Origin of the sequence: Vibrio sp. SCSIO 43133, from assembly GCF_023716845.1 — a bacterium.
GTDB lineage: Bacteria > Pseudomonadota > Gammaproteobacteria > Enterobacterales > Vibrionaceae > Vibrio > Vibrio mediterranei.
In genome coordinates this window covers 2,808,331-2,826,245 of sequence record NZ_CP068024.1, presented here as the reverse complement: position 1 = coordinate 2,826,245, position 17,915 = coordinate 2,808,331, and the positions used below count along the sequence as shown (strand labels likewise).

Below are 17,915 nucleotides of genomic sequence, written 5' to 3'. Positions count from 1 at the left end.
TAGATGAGCCTATGCCTATCGACAGAATTGGGGGTTTATAGTTAAACTCAGGTAATCGCAACGACGCGTTGATGTCGGAAAATAAAGAGAATAAACCTATGTACCAAGATCTAATTAGAAACGAGCTTACTGAAGCGGCAGACGTACTAAACAAATTCCTGAGCGACGATCACAACATTGCGCAGATCGAAGCAGCAGCGAAAATGATTGCGGAATCATTCAAGCAAGACGGCAAGGTACTGTCTTGTGGTAACGGCGGTTCGCATTGTGACGCGATGCACTTTGCTGAAGAGCTAACAGGTCGCTATCGTGAGAACCGCCCAGGTTACGCTGGTATCGCCATTTCTGATCCAAGCCACCTTTCATGCGTTAGCAATGATTTTGGTTACGATTACGTATTTTCACGTTATGTGGAAGCAGTAGGTCGTTCTGGTGATGTTTTGTTTGGTCTTTCTACATCGGGTAACTCTGGCAACATTTTGAAAGCTATTGAAGCTGCCAAGGCAAAAGGCATGAAGACAATTGCCCTTACCGGTAAAGATGGTGGTCAAATGGCAGGTGTTGCTGATATTGAGATTCGCGTACCGCATTTTGGTTATGCGGATCGAATTCAAGAAGTACACATCAAGATCATTCATATTGTGATTCAATTGATTGAAAAAGAGATGGAATAATCTCAGTTTACTAGTGACATTATTGTGGAAGAAAAAGAGTAGGGAACTCAATGTGTGAATTGCTTGGCATGAGTGCAAATGTGCCAACAGATATCTGTTTCAGCTTTACCGGTTTGATTCAACGGGGTGGCAACACCGGTCCTCACAAAGATGGCTGGGGTATAACTTTTTATGAAGGGAAAGGTTTTAGAACCTTTAAAGATCCGCAACCGAGTTGTGATTCTAAAATAGCGGAGTTGGTTCAAAACTATCCGATAAAGAGTCGTGCAGTTGTTAGTCATATACGACAAGCGAACCGTGGTCAGGTTAATCTAGAAAATACGCACCCATTCACGCGTGAACTATGGGGGCGCTATTGGACATTCGCACACAATGGTCAGCTCAGTGACTATCAAGGGCTGGAAACTGGTCACTTTCGTCCAGTTGGCGAAACTGACAGTGAATTGTCATTTTGCTGGCTGCTGCGAAAATTGGATGAGCGCTTTCCTGAACCACCGCAAGACATGATGGCGATGTTCGCATACATTTCCGAATGTTGTGATGAGTTGCGAGAATACGGTGTCTACAACATGCTGTTGAGTGATGGTGAGTTTGTGATGACCTATTGCACTAACCATTTGTACTGGATCACGCGTAAAGCCCCATTTGGTAAAGCGACTTTACTTGATGAAGATGTGACGATTAACTTCCACGAAGAGACAACACCTAACGATGTGGTGACGGTTGTTGCGACTCAACCGCTGACTAGTAATGAGAGTTGGCATCGAATGAAGCCGGGTGAGTTTAACCTTTTTCATTTTGGGGAGTTAGTCGCCAGCAATGTTGATGAGTTAAAAGACGTGGAGTTTGCGGAGGCAAAGCCTGCAAGCCAAGCGCCTACTGAGCCGTTATAAGTCCACATCAAACTGGAACATAAGAAAAAAGCGAGTGATGGAATCACTCGCTTTTTTGATATTGACTCGTTGTGAGTTAGAGGGTTATTTGTCTGCGTAGCCTTGAGGGCCAAGTTCTAAACCATCCAACATCGCTTTGCTACCATCCATAGATAAGCGGCCTTCGACGAACCATTTTACAACCAGCGGGTAGATCTTATGTTCCTGACTTTGAACACGCTGTTCTAGTGTTTCAATTGTATCATCATCGAATACCGGAACTTTAGCTTGCAAGATAATTGGACCACCATCTAGCTTCTCAGTAACAAAATGGATACTGGTGCCATGGTGTTCATCACAGTTATCAATTGCACGTTGATGTGTGTGCAAACCTGGATATTTTGGTAACAGTGAAGGGTGAATGTTGATCATTCGTCCCATGTAGTGGCGTACAAACTCGCCACTTAAGATACGCATGTAGCCTGCTAAGACCAATAAATCAGGTTTGTGCACGTCAATACGACGCATCAGTTCAGCATCAAACGCTTCACGTGTTTCACTTAATTTTGGATCAAGGAACTCAGCCTCCGCTCCTGCTTTACGTGCACGTTCTAAGGCGAAAGCGGACTCTTTGTTTGAGAATACCGCTCGAACCTTGGCGTTTTCGATGGTGGACTCACAAGCGTCAATAATCGCCTGCAAGTTGGTACCATTTCCTGAAACTAAAACAACAATATTCTTCATGAAACTAATTGATCTCTACTTGCTCTTCACCAGCTTGTGCAGTCGCGATCTCACCAATTACCCATGCGTTTTCGCCTTCAGCTTTTAATAGTTCAACTGCTGCCTCTGCTTGATCTTTTGGCAGAGCAACAATTAGACCTACGCCACAGTTGAAGGTGCGGTACATCTCAAATGTATCAACATTACCTTTCTGTTGTAGCCAGTTGAAGATTGCTGGCCATTCCCAGCTCTTGCCATCAATCACAGCTTTTGTTCCTTCAGGAAGTACGCGTGGGATATTTTCCCAGAAGCCACCACCTGTGATGTGTGAGATTGCATGGATATCGTGTTCAGCGATCATTTTCAGAGCTGATTTGATATAAATTTTCGTCGGTTCTAGTAAGTGTTCACCAATTGTGCGTTCACCTAGCATCTCGTTTTTATCTGCGCCAGATACTTCTAAGATCTTGCGTACAAGAGAGTAGCCATTTGAATGTGGACCACTTGAACCAACCGCGATAAGTGCGTCACCGGCAGCGACTTTTGTACCGTCGATAACTTCTGATTTTTCAACGACGCCGACACAGAAACCAGCAACGTCGTAGTCTTCACCTTCATACATACCAGGCATTTCAGCCGTTTCGCCACCAATCAGCGAACAACCAGCTTGGATACAACCTTCAGCGATACCAGATACAACATCAGCTGCAGTGTCTACGTCCAGTTTGCCTGTTGCGTAATAGTCGAGGAAGAACAATGGCTCTGCACCTTGAACAATCAAGTCATTCACACACATCGCAACCAAATCGATACCGATAGTGTCGTGTTTGTTCATATCTAGAGCTAGGCGCAGTTTGGTACCGACACCGTCTGTTCCAGATACGAGTACAGGCTCTTTGTATTTAGTTGGCAGCTCACATAAAGCACCAAATCCACCGATGCCTCCCATAACTTCAGGGCGACGAGTGCGCTTAACCGCGCCTTTAATACGGTCAACTAATGCGTTACCAGCATCAATATCTACACCAGCGTCTTTATAGCTTAGGGAAGTGTTGTTTCCGCTCACGGGACAGTCCTCGATAAATAAATGGATGTGAAAAGCGGCGCTATTCTAACAGGGGTTTAAACAAAAAGGAAAACGTTTGCGTAAGAAATTACAAACTATTTTTGAGTGAGGGTAATCTGTTGATATAGGCAGATTTAAGCGAGTAAATATGCGGAAAAAACACCATTAACCTATAATCTTGACTGAAATAGCAAAAGAAACCATGTATAATTTGCAGGTTTTGTTAAAAATTGCCGGAGTAGGACATGAAAGTTGTTGAAGTTAAACACCCTCTTGTGAAGCACAAACTGGGTTTGATGCGTGAAGGGGACATCAGCACAAAGCGTTTCCGTGAACTTGCTACAGAAGTAGGTAGCCTGTTGACGTATGAAGCGACCGCAGACTTTGAAACTGAGAAAGTAACTATTGAAGGTTGGAATGGTCCTGTTGAAGTAGACCAAATCAAAGGTAAGAAAGTGACTGTAGTGCCAATTCTTCGTGCTGGTCTAGGTATGATGGATGGTGTGCTTGAGCACATGCCAAGCGCACGTATCAGTGTTGTTGGTATCTATCGTGATGAAGAAACATTGGAGCCGGTACCTTACTTCAACAAGCTAGCGTCAAACATCGACGAGCGTATTGCGCTAGTTGTTGATCCAATGCTAGCAACGGGTGGTTCTATGATTGCCACCATCGACCTGCTGAAAGAAAAAGGCTGTAAAGCAATTAAAGTCTTGGTTCTTGTTGCTGCTCCAGAAGGCATCGAAGCACTAGAAAAAGCCCACCCAGATGTTGAGCTATATACTGCTGCTATCGATGAGTGTCTGAATGACAAAGGCTACATCGTTCCAGGTCTAGGTGATGCTGGCGATAAGATTTTCGGTACTCAATAATTAAGAGTCTGATGATTTAAAAAGAAAAAGGCTGACAAGTGTCAGCCTTTTTTTGCGTTCAGAGCAATTAATCTTCCATTTGAGCGTTATCAACCATTTTATTCTCACCTAGGTCATGAGGAAGAATCTGGTTAAGAACAATCGCCACAATACCGCACAAACTCACACCTTGAAGGCTGAAGTCGCCAATACCAAATGCCATGCCGCCAATACCGAATACTAATGTGATAGCGACAATCACTAAGTTGCGGGATTTATGCAAATCAACATTGTTCTTAATCAGTGTATTCAGACCTACGGTAGCGATAGATCCAAACAGCAAGATCATGATGCCGCCCATCACAGGAACAGGGATGGTTTGTAAAATAGCACCAAGTTTACCTACCAATGCTAAGACGATCGCAGTCACTGCCGCCCAGGTCATGATAACTGGGTTGAACGCTTTGGTTAGCATCACAGCGCCGGTAACTTCGCTGTACGTCGTGTTTGGCGGAGCACCTACCATAGAGGCTGCGATTGTTGCTACGCCGTCACCTGTGATGGTGCGATGAAGCCCTGGCTTTTTCAAATAATCTTTACCAGTAACGTTCGAGATGGCTAGCATATCACCAACGTGTTCAACCGCTGGTGCAATCGCAACAGGTAACATGAACAGAATTGCATTGATGTTAAATTCGGGAGTAGTGAAGTTTGGCATCGACAGCCAAGACGCTTGAACAACAGGAGTAAAGTCAACGACACCAAATGCTAAACTAGTGACATATCCCGCCACGATTCCGCTGAAAATAGGCAGAAGCTTAAGGAAACCTTTTGCAAAGACACTGACAGCAATAGTCACTAATAGCGAAATTGACGAAATCCATAGTGCGGCATTACCGTTGACGAGTTCAATGGCGCCATCGCCAGTTTTACCCAATGCCATGTTTACAGCAACTGGCGCTAGGCCAAGACCAATCACCATAATAACCGGGCCTACTACAACAGGCGGTAATAGCTTGTGAATGATCTCCACGCCTTTTGCTTTGATAACGGCACCCATTATGACGTAAACAACACCTGCGGCCATCAAGCCACCCATAGTGGCACCGACGCCCCAAGTTTGAACACCGAACATGATCGGAGCGATGAAAGCAAAAGAAGACGCTAGAAAAATAGGAACGCTACGACGGGTGATTAATTGGAACAACAGTGTGCCCACACCAGCTCCAAACAGAGCAACGTTAGGATCTAACCCAGTAAGCAGCGGTACTAGGACTAAGGAACCAAACGCGACGAATAGCATTTGCGAACCTTGTAAGATAGTTTTCATAGTTTGATATCCAAGCAAATAGAAGTTTCACCCAAGGGCTTTGGGCAAATTGGCGCGATAATATCACTTTGCAATCGATTACTTAATGATCTTGGTAAAAAATCTGGATTATTTGTTAGTAAAACTTCTATACAAGGCCAGATATCGTGCTTTGGATCTTGATGGATAGGGGCTGTGGCAAAAAATATTAACCAAACCTTGAAGCACTTGGCTTGCTCCTGAACTCATACTTGCTTATCATTTCGACTTATATCTTTGTAATTTAGGATGCTTATGCGTTATTTAGCTTGGTTGTTGGCAACAGTCTTTGTACTGCCAGCTTATGCACTGACCAAGGTTGATATTTACTCGACCGAAGTGGTGGTGAATTCTGAAGAACCGAACGCTGATGAAGTGGCTCGCCAGCAAGGCATGCTGGAAGTACTCATTAAAGCCAGTGGTGATTCGAAAGCTGCGGCTAATCCCGTGGTAAAGAAAGCACTAGGCAAGAGCTCTCAGTTCATTACACAGTTGGGTTACACGCGGCTAAATGGTGAGCAAGCATTAAGAATGACATTCAATAGTGAGCAAATTAACACCCTATTGAAGCAAGCTGATTTGTCGTCTTGGCCAATTGAGCGCGCCAATGTCATGGTGTGGTTGGTTGAAGATGATGGTCGGGATCGCGCTATCACTTGGGAGCATACCAATTCTGAAGCGGCGAATCAGTTAAGAAAAGAAGCGAAACGACGTGGGCTTCCAGTAACGTTCCCTGTTGGCGACTTTGATGACATGACGGGAATTCAACCAACAGATTTGTGGGGAGGCTTTGTTGGCCCAATATCACAAGCAACTCAGCGTTATCCTGTAGATGCGGTGATGGTTGTAAGAGCTGAAGGTAGTAGTTTACGCTGGACACTATACGACCAAGCACCAGAAACCTTAGGTCGAAACCAGTTAGAGCCTATCACTGGTTCAGCGTCAGGTGGCGTTGCAATGGCTAACCTTATCGATCAAGTCAGTGACTATTACGCCTCTAAAAATGCAACAGTGATTAGCGGCGAAAGTGCAGGCACCGTTACTGTGTCTTTTACCGGTATGAAGAGTGCAGATGCGTTCTTTACTCTGGAACGTGCATTAGGGCGCTTAGCTTCGACGGCGAAAGTGGAAGTGGCTGAAGTTAAAGGTGATGAAGTCATTATCAGAGCTTACTTACTTGGTTCGATTGAGTCATTTGAACAAGAAGTACTTAAGCTTGGTTTAGTCAAGTTGGTTGAAGTTCTGCCGGAAGAAACTGTGGTTGAGCCTGCCCCTACTGCCGTACCTGCGACTTTACCTGAAGTCGATAGCTCAACGGCAAATCCTGAGGCGAATACTCCAGCTCAGCCCGATACCGCTGAACCAGCAACAGTGTCGTCAGTTGATGAGGTTAATGTGGCTACGGACTCATCAGAGTCTACAGTGTCTACATCTGGCCTAATCGCTAAGCCACAACTGACTTTTGAATGGCTATATTAGCTGAGATGTAGATTTACAGATTAAAAAAGGAGGCAATGCCTCCTTTTTTCTTGGTCTTGAAGCAAGAACCTACTCTTCTTCAAAGCCTACTCTTCGAAGCGTTGCTTTTCCTTTTTCTCTACCGAAGACAGTCTTGGCAGTTTAAGTCCAAGCTCCTTTCCTTTTAATCTGGCGTAGAGGATGTTTCCTGCGAAGGCCGAACAGGTGAGCAGAAGTTCTACTAATGCTAGCCAACGTTCTCCTTCATCGGCATAAAGCAGTGTTAGTGCATGCAGAAAATACAACATCAACACAAAGTTCGCCCAAGCGTGGGTATAAGGTTTTCCCGCGATAATACCCGGTAATGGTAATAGCAGCGGAATCATCCAAGCGATTGTAATCGCAGTGGGGCTAATGTGAGGGTGTGGAGACAAATAGCCGTGCCAAACAGTGACCCAAGTTAGCAATGCTAAGTTGGCTGCCAGTGCAAAGATGCGCATGGTTTTGGTTTTAAAAGGGATTGCTATCATGATTCCATTACTTCAATTTTCTGGCGGTTTGTGCCAAGCGTTTTCCTAACGCAAAAGCTAGCTCTGACTCTTCAATACTAAGTTGTGTGCTTGAATCTGCTACGTGTGATGCTCCGTAAGGCGTTCCACCGGTTGTCGTGGTATGCAACTGTGGCTCACTATAGGGAATACCTAAAATCATCATTCCGTGGTGTAACAGAGGAAGTAGCATACTCATGGCGGTGCTTTCTTGGCCGCCGTGCAATGAAGATGATGAGGTAAACACACAAGCGGGTTTATCGATTAGGTCTCCAGCGATCCATAAGCTGGTGGTTTGATCCCAAAAGTGCTTCAAAGGAGCAGCCATGTTGCCAAACCAAACTGGACTCCCCATAGCTAAACCGTCGCATTGCTTTAGATCCTTGATGGAGACAATCGGATCGCCACTGTTTGAGTCTGACTCTTTCGTCAACTCTTCCACTGTACGCAGAATGGCTTGGCATTGCTCGACTGATTCAACTCCTCGCGCTATTGCGCGAGCGAGTTGCTTGGTGCTTCCATGTCGACTGTAGTAAAGCACCAGAATTTGGCATGGCATTATAGAATGTCTAGCACTTGCTCAGGTGGGCGGCCGTGCTTTGCTTTACCGTTGCTGACCACTATAGGACGCTCGATTAGCTTTGGATTATCGAACATAGCCTGAAACAGTTGATCATCGGTCAGTGCTGGATCTGCTAGATTAAGTTCTTTGTAAATATCTTCTTTAGTACGCATCATCGCACGAACGCTTTCTAATTCCAGCTGACCAAAAATCTCTTTGAGCTTTTCTACTGTTGGTGGAGTATCTAGGTATTTAACTACTTCTGGTTGAATGCCTTTTTCTTCAAGAAGAGCAAGAGTTTGGCGGCTTTTAGAGCAACGTGGATTATGAAAAATGGTGACTGACATAGATGGCTATTCCTTTTTGGTTTTATTGTAATGCCATGAAACGGTCACGTTGTACCAGTAATTGGTCAATACGTGCGTCATAGCGAGCCTGTTTTAGGCTTCCTAACTCGGCCAGTTGACTAGCCTGAGAGTAAAGCTGAATAGATTTATCCCACTGAGCATTCAATGCCAAGATTTCAGCGCGTGCGGCGAGATCTTCGGCACTGTTGCCTAGTTTAATGTTAGCTTCCGATAACAAGTGCCAGCCATTAGTATCATTAGGGTGCTCGTGAGTGTATCGCTGGAGAACTTGAATTGAGTCTTTGTATTTTTCGCCCTTGAGTAGCGCGTTGGCGTAATTGATAGTGATGACTGGGTTATTAGGCTTAACAGTTAAGACTTCTTTCATCAGCTCGGCTGCCTTTTCAGGCCTCTTTTGAGCAATGTAAAGATCGGATGCTGCATCAAGATAGAAATTATTGTTTGGATCTTTCTTTAAAAGCTTGTCGAGTATCGCTTCTGCTTCATCGAGTTTATTTGTGTCTAGATACACTAGGGCTTTGCCGTATTCGAAAGAGTCCTGAATTTTCGGCCCGGCTTTACGAGCAGTTCGCTCGAACCAATCCATTGCCGAAGCGGACTTAATTCCAGCATAGCGGGCCACAATTCTAGCCCGAGCCAAGTGATAATTGATTGAAGGCTGTACTCGTAGTGGCGGATAGCTCTGAGCTCGCTCACGAGTGTCGGTAATACGATCTTCTGGAAGTGGGTGAGTCAGTAACATTGGTGGCGGCTTGCTTGCATAACGATATTCATCCGCAAGGCGACCGAAGAAGCGTGGCATATCGTTGACATCAAACTTTGCACGAGCAAGAGTGGCAATGCCAAATCGGTCGGCCTCTTTTTCGTTACTGCGTGTATAGTTGATAGAAGCTTGCATCGAACCCGCGGTGGTCGCTGTGAGCGCTGCCATACCCGCTTGAGGGGAAGCAATCGCCAATAAGAGTGAACCAACAAGTGCTGCAACGGTAGCGGGTGAACGGCGAGCTTCGTCTTCCATTCTACGCGCTAAGTGGCGCTGAGTGACGTGGGCGATTTCGTGCGCCATAACGGAGGCCAGTTCGCTTTCAGTATGGGCGTGAAGGAACAGCCCCGTATGCAAAGCGACATAACCACCAAAGAATGCGAAAGCATTTATGTTACGATCGCGTATCATAAAAAAGGTGAAAGGGGTCTTTACATCATTAGCACTGGAAACCAATCGATGGCCAATAGAGTCAACGTACTCGTTGAGCACTGGGTCATTAACAATTGGAGAGCTAGCGCGAATCATCCGCATATACGCATCACCATAAATAAGTTCTTGATCTATGGTCAACGTCGCCCCTGCTGCAGTTCCGATATCAGGAAGATCGAGTTCGGCATAGGCAACTTGAGGGACGCTTAATGCGGTAGCAACGCATAGGCAAATCAATGAACGGGCGCGTTTCAACATACGACTGAGGTGACTCCTTAAAATGTGGTAGTTTTGACCATGAAATCCTAACTTGGTTTCCTACCTTATCCTCTTGCCACTCATTTTTGCATACGGAACTGGGATAGGAAAGGTTTTCTCATTCTCGGGCTTAGCTGTATTTAGTTATCTTTGGTTTGTGTGAATATCCATTATTCATAGTTTCTGTAACACTTACTGGTTGGGTATGCTATCAAAAGTCTTTACAATGGATGACTTTGAGAGATTCGTAGCGTATATGTTTAGTTTCAACGCTGTTCAAATGGAAAGTGTATGACCGATATACATCTAGACTTAGTGGAAGAACGATGCCCGATGTCATTACTCTTGGTCAAGCGCGCTTTTAAACAGGTTGAAATAGGACAACTATTGTCGGTGAGATTAATCGACAAACACTCAGTCTCGGACGTCCTTCAATACTTATCTATCCAGAATGCGGCAATACATCATAGGATTGAAGGTGAAGTGAGCGTTATCAATATTCGTAAACAGGATGATTAATTGATGCTAGATATGGTCCGTCGTTGGTATAAGCGACGTTTTTCAGACCCAGATGCAGTGAGCTTGGTAGTAATTCTGTTATTTGGATTTATTACCATCTACTTCTTCGGTAATTTGATTGCTCCGCTATTGGTGGCGATTGTTTTGGCGTACTTATTAGAGTGGCCGGTTAGCAAACTATGCGCACTTGGTGTACCGAGAACCCTATCAGTAGTAGCGGTCATCCTCCTCTTCATCAGTTTAATGCTGTTAGCAATTTTTGGTTTAGTACCAACAATTTGGAATCAGGTTGGAAACTTGCTGAATGATATTCCAAATATGTATAACGGCATGCAGCAGTTTGTTGCAACGATACCTGAACGATATCCTGATCTCGCTGAGATTCATTTAGTCGAAACCATTATGGGTAACGTAAAAGATAAAGTTCTCGTTTTAGGTGAAAATGTAGTGAAAGGCTCACTGGCATCGCTCGTTAGTTTAGCGGCGCTAGCGGTATATTTGATTTTAGTACCGTTACTGGTTTTCTTCTTATTAAAAGATAAAGAAGAGATGGTCAGCATGGCGAGCGGCGTTTTACCTCGTAACCGTCGTCTAGCGAATAAAGTATGGATCGAGATGAACCAGCAAATTTCTAACTACATTCGTGGTAAGGTATTGGAGATCTTGATTGTTGGTACAGTAAGTTATGTCACTTTTGCTATTCTAGATCTTCGTTATTCGGTCTTGTTGGCCGTGTTGGTTGGTTTCTCAGTACTTATCCCTTATATCGGTGCAGCAGCCGTTACGGTTCCCGTTGCTATGGTGGGTCTGTTCCAATGGGGCTTAGCACCACAATTTTACTGGTTACTTGTAGCATACGGTATTATCCAAGCGTTGGATGGTAATGTTCTTGTACCAGTACTCTTCTCTGAAGCGGTGAATTTACACCCGGTAGCAATTATCGTTGCGGTCTTGGTATTTGGTGGATTATGGGGCTTCTGGGGAGTGTTCTTTGCCATACCATTGGCAACGCTAGTTAAAGCGGTTTGGAATGCACTACCAAGTCATGATGATGGCACTCAGCACGCCACTTAGCTATCTGAAAAGAGTAAAAAAGCCTCGCTAAACAAGCGAGGCTTTTTTGAATTGAATGTCCCGAACTACAAGGTGTATTAAGATGCTTTGTCGTTCAAGTAATCAAGCACTACTTCGTGGTGAGTTTTAGTCTTGAACTTATTAAATACATGCTCAATCACACCTTCTTCATTGATCAAGAAGCTGATACGGTGCAAGCCATCATAGACTTTGCCCATAAGCTTGCACCCTTGGAAATTTAATGAGACAGAAGTTTCGACGGCTGTTGACAAATTCTATCTTTAACAGTGAGTTAGGCTAATGATTTATCTTTTTGGACTTCAATTATAGCAGTTGTCATATTTTTTTGTAAATTGGGCTGATTTTGACGCTTTTTCAAGCGAAAACTTGTCATAAAAACTGAGACGTTGCTATCTGGTGAAGATGATAGTCATTGCGATGGGATCGCTTGTTGATAACAAAATTCGAAGTGGTCACACGTAACAGGCTTCTGGACAGAAGCCTGTTAAAGCACCAACTCAAAATGGATATTTTCAAAATATCTAAAGTAAGGAAAATTGCGAAATAGGGTGCAGAACGGCAACTCGAAATCATTTCTCCATTTAGTCATACGTAACAATGGCTCTTCTTTCTCATACCGCTACCTGTTCTTGTCGATACCAACGGTTAAATTGCTCTATCTTCATTGGCCGCGCTATCGCATAACCTTGGGCAATTTCACATCCTACTTCCAATAACAACTCCTTTGCGTCCCAATCTTCTAAACCTTCTGCCACAACCGTTTTGTCGAAGGTTGAGGCCAAACTCATCACCGCCTTCAAAAGCCCCCAATTCTTACTATCTTTTTGCAAACCAATAATAAAGCTCTTATCGACTTTTAACACGTCAGCGGGAAGATCTCTTAAATAAGAGAGGGTTGAATAGCCAGTTCCGAAATCATCAATTGCCACACTCACCCCAAACGACTGACAACGCTCGATCACCGCCTGAGCTCTTTCTACCAGTTCTAGAGCACTCGATTCAAGAATTTCTATCTGCACATAGCTTGGAGGAACCTTATATTGAGACAATAGCGCTCTTAGGCGACTGGTAAAATTGATATCATCCAATTGATAGCTGGATACGTTAATAGACAATTGTATATCCATGCCACATTTCATCCACTCGGACACTTGATGAACGGCTTGAGTCATTACCCAGTCACCAATCTCACATTGCAGCGAGGGAGTCTCTATATCAAACAAAAATTGCTCGGGGGTTAACACTCCTTTGTCGGGGTGATTCCAACGAAGAAGGGCTTCTGCTCCTACCACCTCATTGCTTCTCAGGTTCATTTTTGGCTGAAAGTATAGTTCCAGCTCATTTTCAGAAACGGCTTGTTCCAACTGTCGCTTTTTAGCATGTTGTTTTCGCTTACTTCTATCATGCTCAGAGTTAAAGAATGCCATACTATTCCCCCCCTGCAGTTTCGATTCATACATAGCTAGGTCAGCTTGTCGAATAAGGTGCTCTATATCTGTTACACTATCCGCCTCCGTCATAGTTACACCAATACTCGCAGAGAAGGACTGTGGGTGAATCAGATCTGTTTTAAATCTCATTGTAGAAATTATATTGAGTAGCTTTGAAGCGTACGATTTTACTTTAGTTTCATTCCGAACATTATTAAGGATAATAATAAATTCATCTCCCCCCACCTTACTAGAATATCGTTTGAAGGAATGTTTTTACTCAAGGTAGAAGCGAGTAATTTTAGCGCCTCATCGCCAACATCATGTCCAAAAGAATCGTTAATCTTTTTAAAGTCATCGAGGTCAATAAAAAGAACTGCCATATATCGACCGAATTCATTGAATTTTAGTAACTCACTGACTTTGGTCACCAATAGGTTACGATTAGGCAGTTTCGTAAGGGGGTCATAGAGTGCAAGTAACTCTAGTTGCTTCTCTTGCTCTTTAAGGCGTGATATATCGGTAAACAGAGCAACAACATTAGATAGCCTATTTTGAGAGTCCCTAACAGCCGTTATGCTGACAAGTTCAGGATAAGCCTGACCATCTTTTCTTACGAGCCATAATTCACCACGCCAAAACCCATTACTTAACACTTTTTGTTTCAGTTCGGCATAGCGAACCTGAGATTCACTTTCATCTATCATTGACTCTAAAGAGTGACCCAATAGTTCTTCTCTACTGTAGTCATTAGCTGAAATAAACGCTTCATTAACTCTTCGAACTAACCCCAAATTATCAAGAATTAAAATACCTTCTCTCGTGTTGTCAAAAACACTCGCTGACATTCTCAATTCTTCTTCTGCATGGCTCTTTTCCGTTACGTCAAGATGTGTTCCAAACATCTCTATCGGTTCACCAGTCTTTTCCCATTTCACCACCTGTCCTCGAGCGAGTATCCAAAGCCATTGTCCAGATTTGTGTTGAACACGACATTGACATTCATAAACTTCAAGAGAACCTTCAAAGTGGCGCTTTAATTGTTCTTCTGATTGAACAAAATCTTCTGGATGACAGAGCTTTTCCCAAGTCTTGAAAGTGAGTGGTTCAAGCTCTGCTAAGCGATAGCCGAGCATCTCTGCCCATCTTTCATTAAATTTAACTTCACCCGACTTTATATTCCAGTACCAAGTGCCAATTTTGGTTGCTGCAATAACACTATTCAAATCTCTCTGTTCTTCCAGCAGCTTCATTCGCGTTGCTTTGATTGTTGAAAACATCTGGTTGACAACCCGAATAAAACCATCAATTTCATTATACCCACTGAGCTTCAATTCCCGATTGGGAATGGCATTGACTTCATCAAGTTCTAACTGAAGCTTTAAACTCGCTAAGGGTTTCGATACAAACCGTTGTAAAAGAAAATATAATATCGATAAGATAATAGTGTTAAGTATTAGACCTGAGAGTACGGCATGAAAAAGCGACTCATACATCTTATCCTTAATAATGCTATCAGAAACACTGATCTTTACTTTGCCAATCTCTTCACCGTTTGGTGATTCAATAGGCATGCTTGTTATGACAAACTCATCACCAAACAAATAGCCCTTTTCCTCGTCACACTCTGAAATTTCACCATTGACTTTTGTTACACCCGAAACATAGTTATCTCGATTAAGAATTTTGGCGAACTGATTGTCATAAACCACAATAGCTTGGTAATTTCTTTCTCTTGCTTCATTTAAGATGATTTTTTTATATTCATTAATAGCATACGCTTGCATCAAAGGAGCAATATTATTACTCAGTGTAATTAAGCTCATTTCAACTTGTTTATTGATGTGCTTTGAGAGTGCTTGTTTTTCAATTGAAAGAGTAATCGTTGTATAGATAGCTATCACGAGACTGATGCTGAGCATGATAACTAGCATGGTCACTCTTATGAGAGCGACGGACTTGGAAGAAGCGTTCATTTTCCCCATCAGGTTCCTTTCTAATCCAAACCGAGGACATTTCTTTTAATTTCTTCTTCTTGGCTATCAAGGGTATTTTTGTCCACAGCAAGCACCTTAAGCTCTTGTGTGGATTCAATCTTCGCGCCCTGCCAAAACTCATAAACAGTCTCGACTGAACGCTCTCCTATTTTAAAAGGTTGTTGCATCGCAGCTCCAACAATAACATCCGTTCTGAGCAGCTCCAGAAACTCTGGCTCTGCATCAAAACAAATCAACAAAACCTCTTTCTCTTTACCCATTTTCGCTATACCATCAAGAGCAGCTTGATACCTGTTCGAACCTTGTAGCCAAATAGCACGCGTTCTAGGATTTTTTGTTAAGATTTCGATTGTATAATCAAATGTTTCCTGATAGCTAAAATCCACTTGCTGATAAAGGCCATTAACGTCTATACCACTTTCATCAAGAGCAGCAATGAAACCTTGTGTTCTCTGTTGACCATTCACTCTCATCTGGGGAATTGCGATAATACCGACGGTGCCGTCAACACTTGAGCTACGCTCCATCTTAGCTGCAAGCATTTTTCCTAAATCATAGGCTCCTTGGAGATTGTTTGATTTTATGTAGGACAAGTAGTCGCCACTCTCTGCTCCAATATCGGCAATGACAACAGGGATCTGGGCTTGTTTTGCCAAATTAAGCAAGGTCACCGCGGCAGAAGAATTCGTAGGAGACATGATAATGGCATCAGCCTTCATATCGATGGCCACTACAAGGTTTTCTAATTCTTGTTTAGCATCATTGTTGGCAGAGAGGACAAGCACGTCGTAATCATAGACGTTTGCTTTCGAAGTAACTCCTCTACTCATAATTTCCCAAAAGGGTATTCTCAAATCTGAAACAAGATAAACCAGTTGCTTTTCAGACGTTTCTCCATCCATAGAGAGAAAGAGCAAGCATAACACGATCATCTTTTTCATAATGGTCTCCTACTAAACTCTAGTTAGCAACATAGAACTAACATTATTATATTAGTATAAATTAATGTAATGTCTTTACTGCCTCCTTATCACGCAGAACATTTACAAAGAAGTACTATCTCCACTTTTCTAGCAAAAAGTCAGCCCACTCTTTCGAAATGAACTTAAAGTCTACTGCTTGTTCATCCCGAACTAGAACCACATAGTACTCAACTTCACGCTTCTCTCTGGGAGTCATGAGCCAATAGGTGATGCTCTCTGCTCTTGAGGTGTTGCTGGAGGTTAAGATAAATCCACCTCTACTTGTTTTAATATATAGATGTAACTCCACACACTGTGGTTTGTCCATACATCAACGACTCCTACAGAACATACACTTTAATGGCCGATTGGTATTCAGAACCATCATCTATTTCCATCTGACACTCAACATTCGTCTCCATGTATATCCCAAAACTCACCGTCCTCTACGATGCTAAACCATTCTTCATTAGAAAAAATAGTCATCCCCGTATAATAACCTTATGAATAATATTGAGTGTTTTATAGGTTAGATAATCAATCGCTTTTTACAATATGATTTTTCCTAAAAATTAGTCTTGATTGATATTCAGAATGACCTTTACTTAAACTAAGAATGGCAGTCAATGTGTGAGGAGCAGCATGCGACACATTATCGCAATACAAACGGTTCATTTGTCGTCATGCGCACTCGTTTACGCTTTTTGGGCAGATGGCATAGTCGAGAAAGCCATAACCAAAAACAAGCGTGTGGTTTTTTATGCCGCTAGAGGAAATCATTGGAGCGACTATGGAAAAAATGAAGGTGCCTTATATATAAGAGACAATTGAAATTGATGGGTGTTTGTATGTTTCAACAGAGGTGGAGTTCGAATGTTATAAGGGGGACGTGTTGCCACACTGCAATAAAACACCTTATGACATAGCTGACAACCCCTACGGGACACCCGACTCAAACATCGACATATTTGTTTGATATAAAATTTAAGAACACTGCTCATATAATCAGAGTAATACGGATTGATTCTACTATAATGTCGCATTCATTAATCGTGTCGAAGCAACAAACTTTCGCCAAGGCTTGCAGCTACGTTCAGTCATTAAATGCCGCCGAAAAAGCTAACTATCTTTGTGGTAATCAATCGATGTTAGAATTTGCGGTAAATGCTGAGATATCAGCCTCAATAGTTGAACAGCACAAAGATATCATTGAAGCAATTTTGTTGGGTAGAGTCTTTTACTTTGATACTCCTTCAGAATGAAGTTGCCATTTATCTGTTAGCCATGGCAAGTCTGGTTATGTATTTAGTTGAATTGATTTCACCCTACTATGACATTCGGAAATAGTCAGTGTAAATAACTTGAAGATCAAAGTTCCCATACTAGTCTGTTGGACTTAACTTTAAGTTCCTTGTTGTCGTGTATTAAGCACCAAATCTATACTTATGGTGCTTTTTTTTGCCTATCGTACACTACATGTCGGCTTACAACACACAACGTTGCTCCATTTATGTCCGCATTGGTCTGGTGATACCATTTGCCTTTACCATAAGTTTTTTCGGGGAAATTTCATTTATGGAATGACGCTCCCTACAACGGTAAGACTGATAATGGGACAGATGTGAGTTGTTGCAGAATCTGCAATCACTGAGCTTTCTCGTTACTCGGGCAACTATTGCAAAAATTGCAATAGTTCAACTACCGAGGGATCTTCGATAGTTGCTTGATAAGCAATGTGCGTATTTTGCACATTAGTTAGTTCTATTGCCGAAGCGACGAGATCAGAGCAGCGTTGGAGCAGAGGTGATTTACGAAACAACCTGTTTCGCAATTGTGCAAGACCCTCTTGCATAATTGGTTACTAGAGTTTGTCCAATAACCTGTTGGACAATTGGGAAACAGCTTGTTTCACAAATAAATCTCATGATGGTTTCTTGCGCTCTAACACATCTTGGGGCAAACCTGAGCGAGCCACATCAACTAGCTCTA

Annotated in this window: 15 protein-coding genes and 3 pseudogenes; 6 read left to right on the top strand and 12 right to left on the bottom strand. The window is 42.9% G+C overall.

What is annotated here, in order from left to right:
- The first annotated feature begins 98 nt into the window (after positions 1-98).
- Positions 99-674, top strand: a complete 576-nt coding sequence (gene lpcA / locus JKJ11_RS13305) for a D-sedoheptulose 7-phosphate isomerase (RefSeq protein ID WP_006072836.1) — start codon at positions 99-101, stop codon at positions 672-674.
- A 50-nt stretch (positions 675-724) separates the two neighbouring features.
- Complete coding sequence (locus JKJ11_RS13300; RefSeq protein ID WP_006072837.1) at positions 725-1,567, top strand: class II glutamine amidotransferase; 843 nt, start codon at positions 725-727, stop codon at positions 1,565-1,567.
- An 84-nt stretch (positions 1,568-1,651) separates the two neighbouring features.
- Here the strand turns inward: JKJ11_RS13300 and purN are convergent, their stop codons facing one another.
- Together purN and purM are read right to left on the bottom strand one after the other, a co-directional pair.
- Entirely contained in the window at positions 1,652-2,290 is a 639-nt protein-coding gene (gene purN / locus JKJ11_RS13295; protein ID WP_006072838.1) for a phosphoribosylglycinamide formyltransferase, read from the bottom strand.
- A 4-nt stretch (positions 2,291-2,294) separates the two neighbouring features.
- Positions 2,295-3,335 carry a phosphoribosylformylglycinamidine cyclo-ligase gene (gene purM / locus JKJ11_RS13290; RefSeq protein ID WP_031495244.1) on the bottom strand — a complete coding sequence of 347 codons (1,041 nt, stop codon included), beginning with the start codon at positions 3,333-3,335 and terminating at the stop codon, positions 2,295-2,297.
- 245 nt (positions 3,336-3,580) lie between these two features.
- On the opposite strand from purM, the gene upp reads away from it, so the two are divergent.
- On the top strand, positions 3,581-4,207 hold the full coding sequence (upp, locus tag JKJ11_RS13285; RefSeq protein ID WP_006072840.1) for a uracil phosphoribosyltransferase: 627 nt from the start codon (positions 3,581-3,583) through the stop codon (positions 4,205-4,207).
- 67 nt (positions 4,208-4,274) lie between these two features.
- Here upp and JKJ11_RS13280 read toward each other — a convergent pair whose 3' ends face one another.
- On the bottom strand, positions 4,275-5,516 hold the full coding sequence (locus JKJ11_RS13280; protein ID WP_062460781.1) for a uracil-xanthine permease family protein: 1,242 nt from the start codon (positions 5,514-5,516) through the stop codon (positions 4,275-4,277).
- A 273-nt stretch (positions 5,517-5,789) separates the two neighbouring features.
- On the opposite strand from JKJ11_RS13280, the gene JKJ11_RS13275 reads away from it, so the two are divergent.
- On the top strand, positions 5,790-7,013 hold the full coding sequence (locus tag JKJ11_RS13275; RefSeq protein ID WP_252038319.1) for a DUF2066 domain-containing protein: 1,224 nt from the start codon (positions 5,790-5,792) through the stop codon (positions 7,011-7,013).
- Positions 7,014-7,099: 86 nt separating this feature from the next.
- Here JKJ11_RS13275 and JKJ11_RS13270 read toward each other — a convergent pair whose 3' ends face one another.
- The 4 genes from JKJ11_RS13270 to bepA are packed head-to-tail and all read right to left on the bottom strand — an operon-like array spanning position 7,100 to position 9,923.
- Positions 7,100-7,522 (bottom strand): DUF2069 domain-containing protein, encoded by a 423-nt coding sequence (locus tag JKJ11_RS13270; protein WP_062460787.1) that lies wholly within the window; start codon positions 7,520-7,522, stop codon positions 7,100-7,102.
- Between the two features lie 7 nt (positions 7,523-7,529).
- The gene (gene wrbA, locus JKJ11_RS13265; RefSeq protein WP_252038318.1) at positions 7,530-8,099 is read right to left on the bottom strand and encodes an NAD(P)H:quinone oxidoreductase; all 570 of its coding nucleotides are present in this window, start codon (positions 8,097-8,099) and stop codon (positions 7,530-7,532) included.
- Positions 8,099-8,449: an arsenate reductase (glutaredoxin) gene (gene arsC / locus JKJ11_RS13260; RefSeq protein ID WP_006072845.1), complete on the bottom strand. Its 351-nt coding sequence runs from the start codon at positions 8,447-8,449 to the stop codon at positions 8,099-8,101. Before arsC ends, wrbA begins: the two co-directional genes overlap by 1 nt.
- Positions 8,450-8,471: 22 nt before the next feature.
- A complete protein-coding gene (gene bepA, locus JKJ11_RS13255; protein WP_006072846.1) occupies positions 8,472-9,923 on the bottom strand; it encodes a beta-barrel assembly-enhancing protease in 1,452 nt (483 codons plus the stop codon).
- A 291-nt stretch (positions 9,924-10,214) separates the two neighbouring features.
- On the opposite strand from bepA, the gene JKJ11_RS13250 reads away from it, so the two are divergent.
- Together JKJ11_RS13250 and JKJ11_RS13245 are read left to right on the top strand one after the other, a co-directional pair.
- The gene (locus JKJ11_RS13250; RefSeq protein ID WP_038167498.1) at positions 10,215-10,442 is read left to right on the top strand and encodes a sulfurtransferase TusA family protein; all 228 of its coding nucleotides are present in this window, start codon (positions 10,215-10,217) and stop codon (positions 10,440-10,442) included.
- 3 nt (positions 10,443-10,445) lie between these two features.
- Positions 10,446-11,516 (top strand): AI-2E family transporter, encoded by a 1,071-nt coding sequence (locus JKJ11_RS13245; protein ID WP_124940166.1) that lies wholly within the window; start codon positions 10,446-10,448, stop codon positions 11,514-11,516.
- Positions 11,517-11,593: 77 nt separating this feature from the next.
- On the opposite strand, the pseudogene JKJ11_RS13240 reads toward JKJ11_RS13245, so the two are convergent.
- The 5 genes and pseudogenes from JKJ11_RS13240 to JKJ11_RS13220 all read right to left on the bottom strand — a co-directional run.
- A pseudogene (locus JKJ11_RS13240) lies at positions 11,594-11,740 on the bottom strand (thioredoxin-dependent thiol peroxidase); the annotation flags it as partial.
- A gap of 411 nt (positions 11,741-12,151) precedes the next feature.
- A pseudogene (locus tag JKJ11_RS26100) lies at positions 12,152-13,822 on the bottom strand (GGDEF domain-containing protein); the annotation flags it as partial.
- A gap of 56 nt (positions 13,823-13,878) precedes the next feature.
- Positions 13,879-14,220, bottom strand: a pseudogene (locus JKJ11_RS26095) (PAS domain-containing protein); the annotation flags it as partial.
- Between the two features lie 743 nt (positions 14,221-14,963).
- Positions 14,964-15,905, bottom strand: a complete 942-nt coding sequence (locus JKJ11_RS13225) for a substrate-binding domain-containing protein (RefSeq protein WP_252038317.1) — start codon at positions 15,903-15,905, stop codon at positions 14,964-14,966.
- Positions 15,906-16,020: 115 nt separating this feature from the next.
- Entirely contained in the window at positions 16,021-16,254 is a 234-nt protein-coding gene (locus JKJ11_RS13220; RefSeq protein ID WP_252038316.1) for a hypothetical protein, read from the bottom strand.
- Between the last annotated feature and the right edge of the window lie 1,661 nt (positions 16,255-17,915).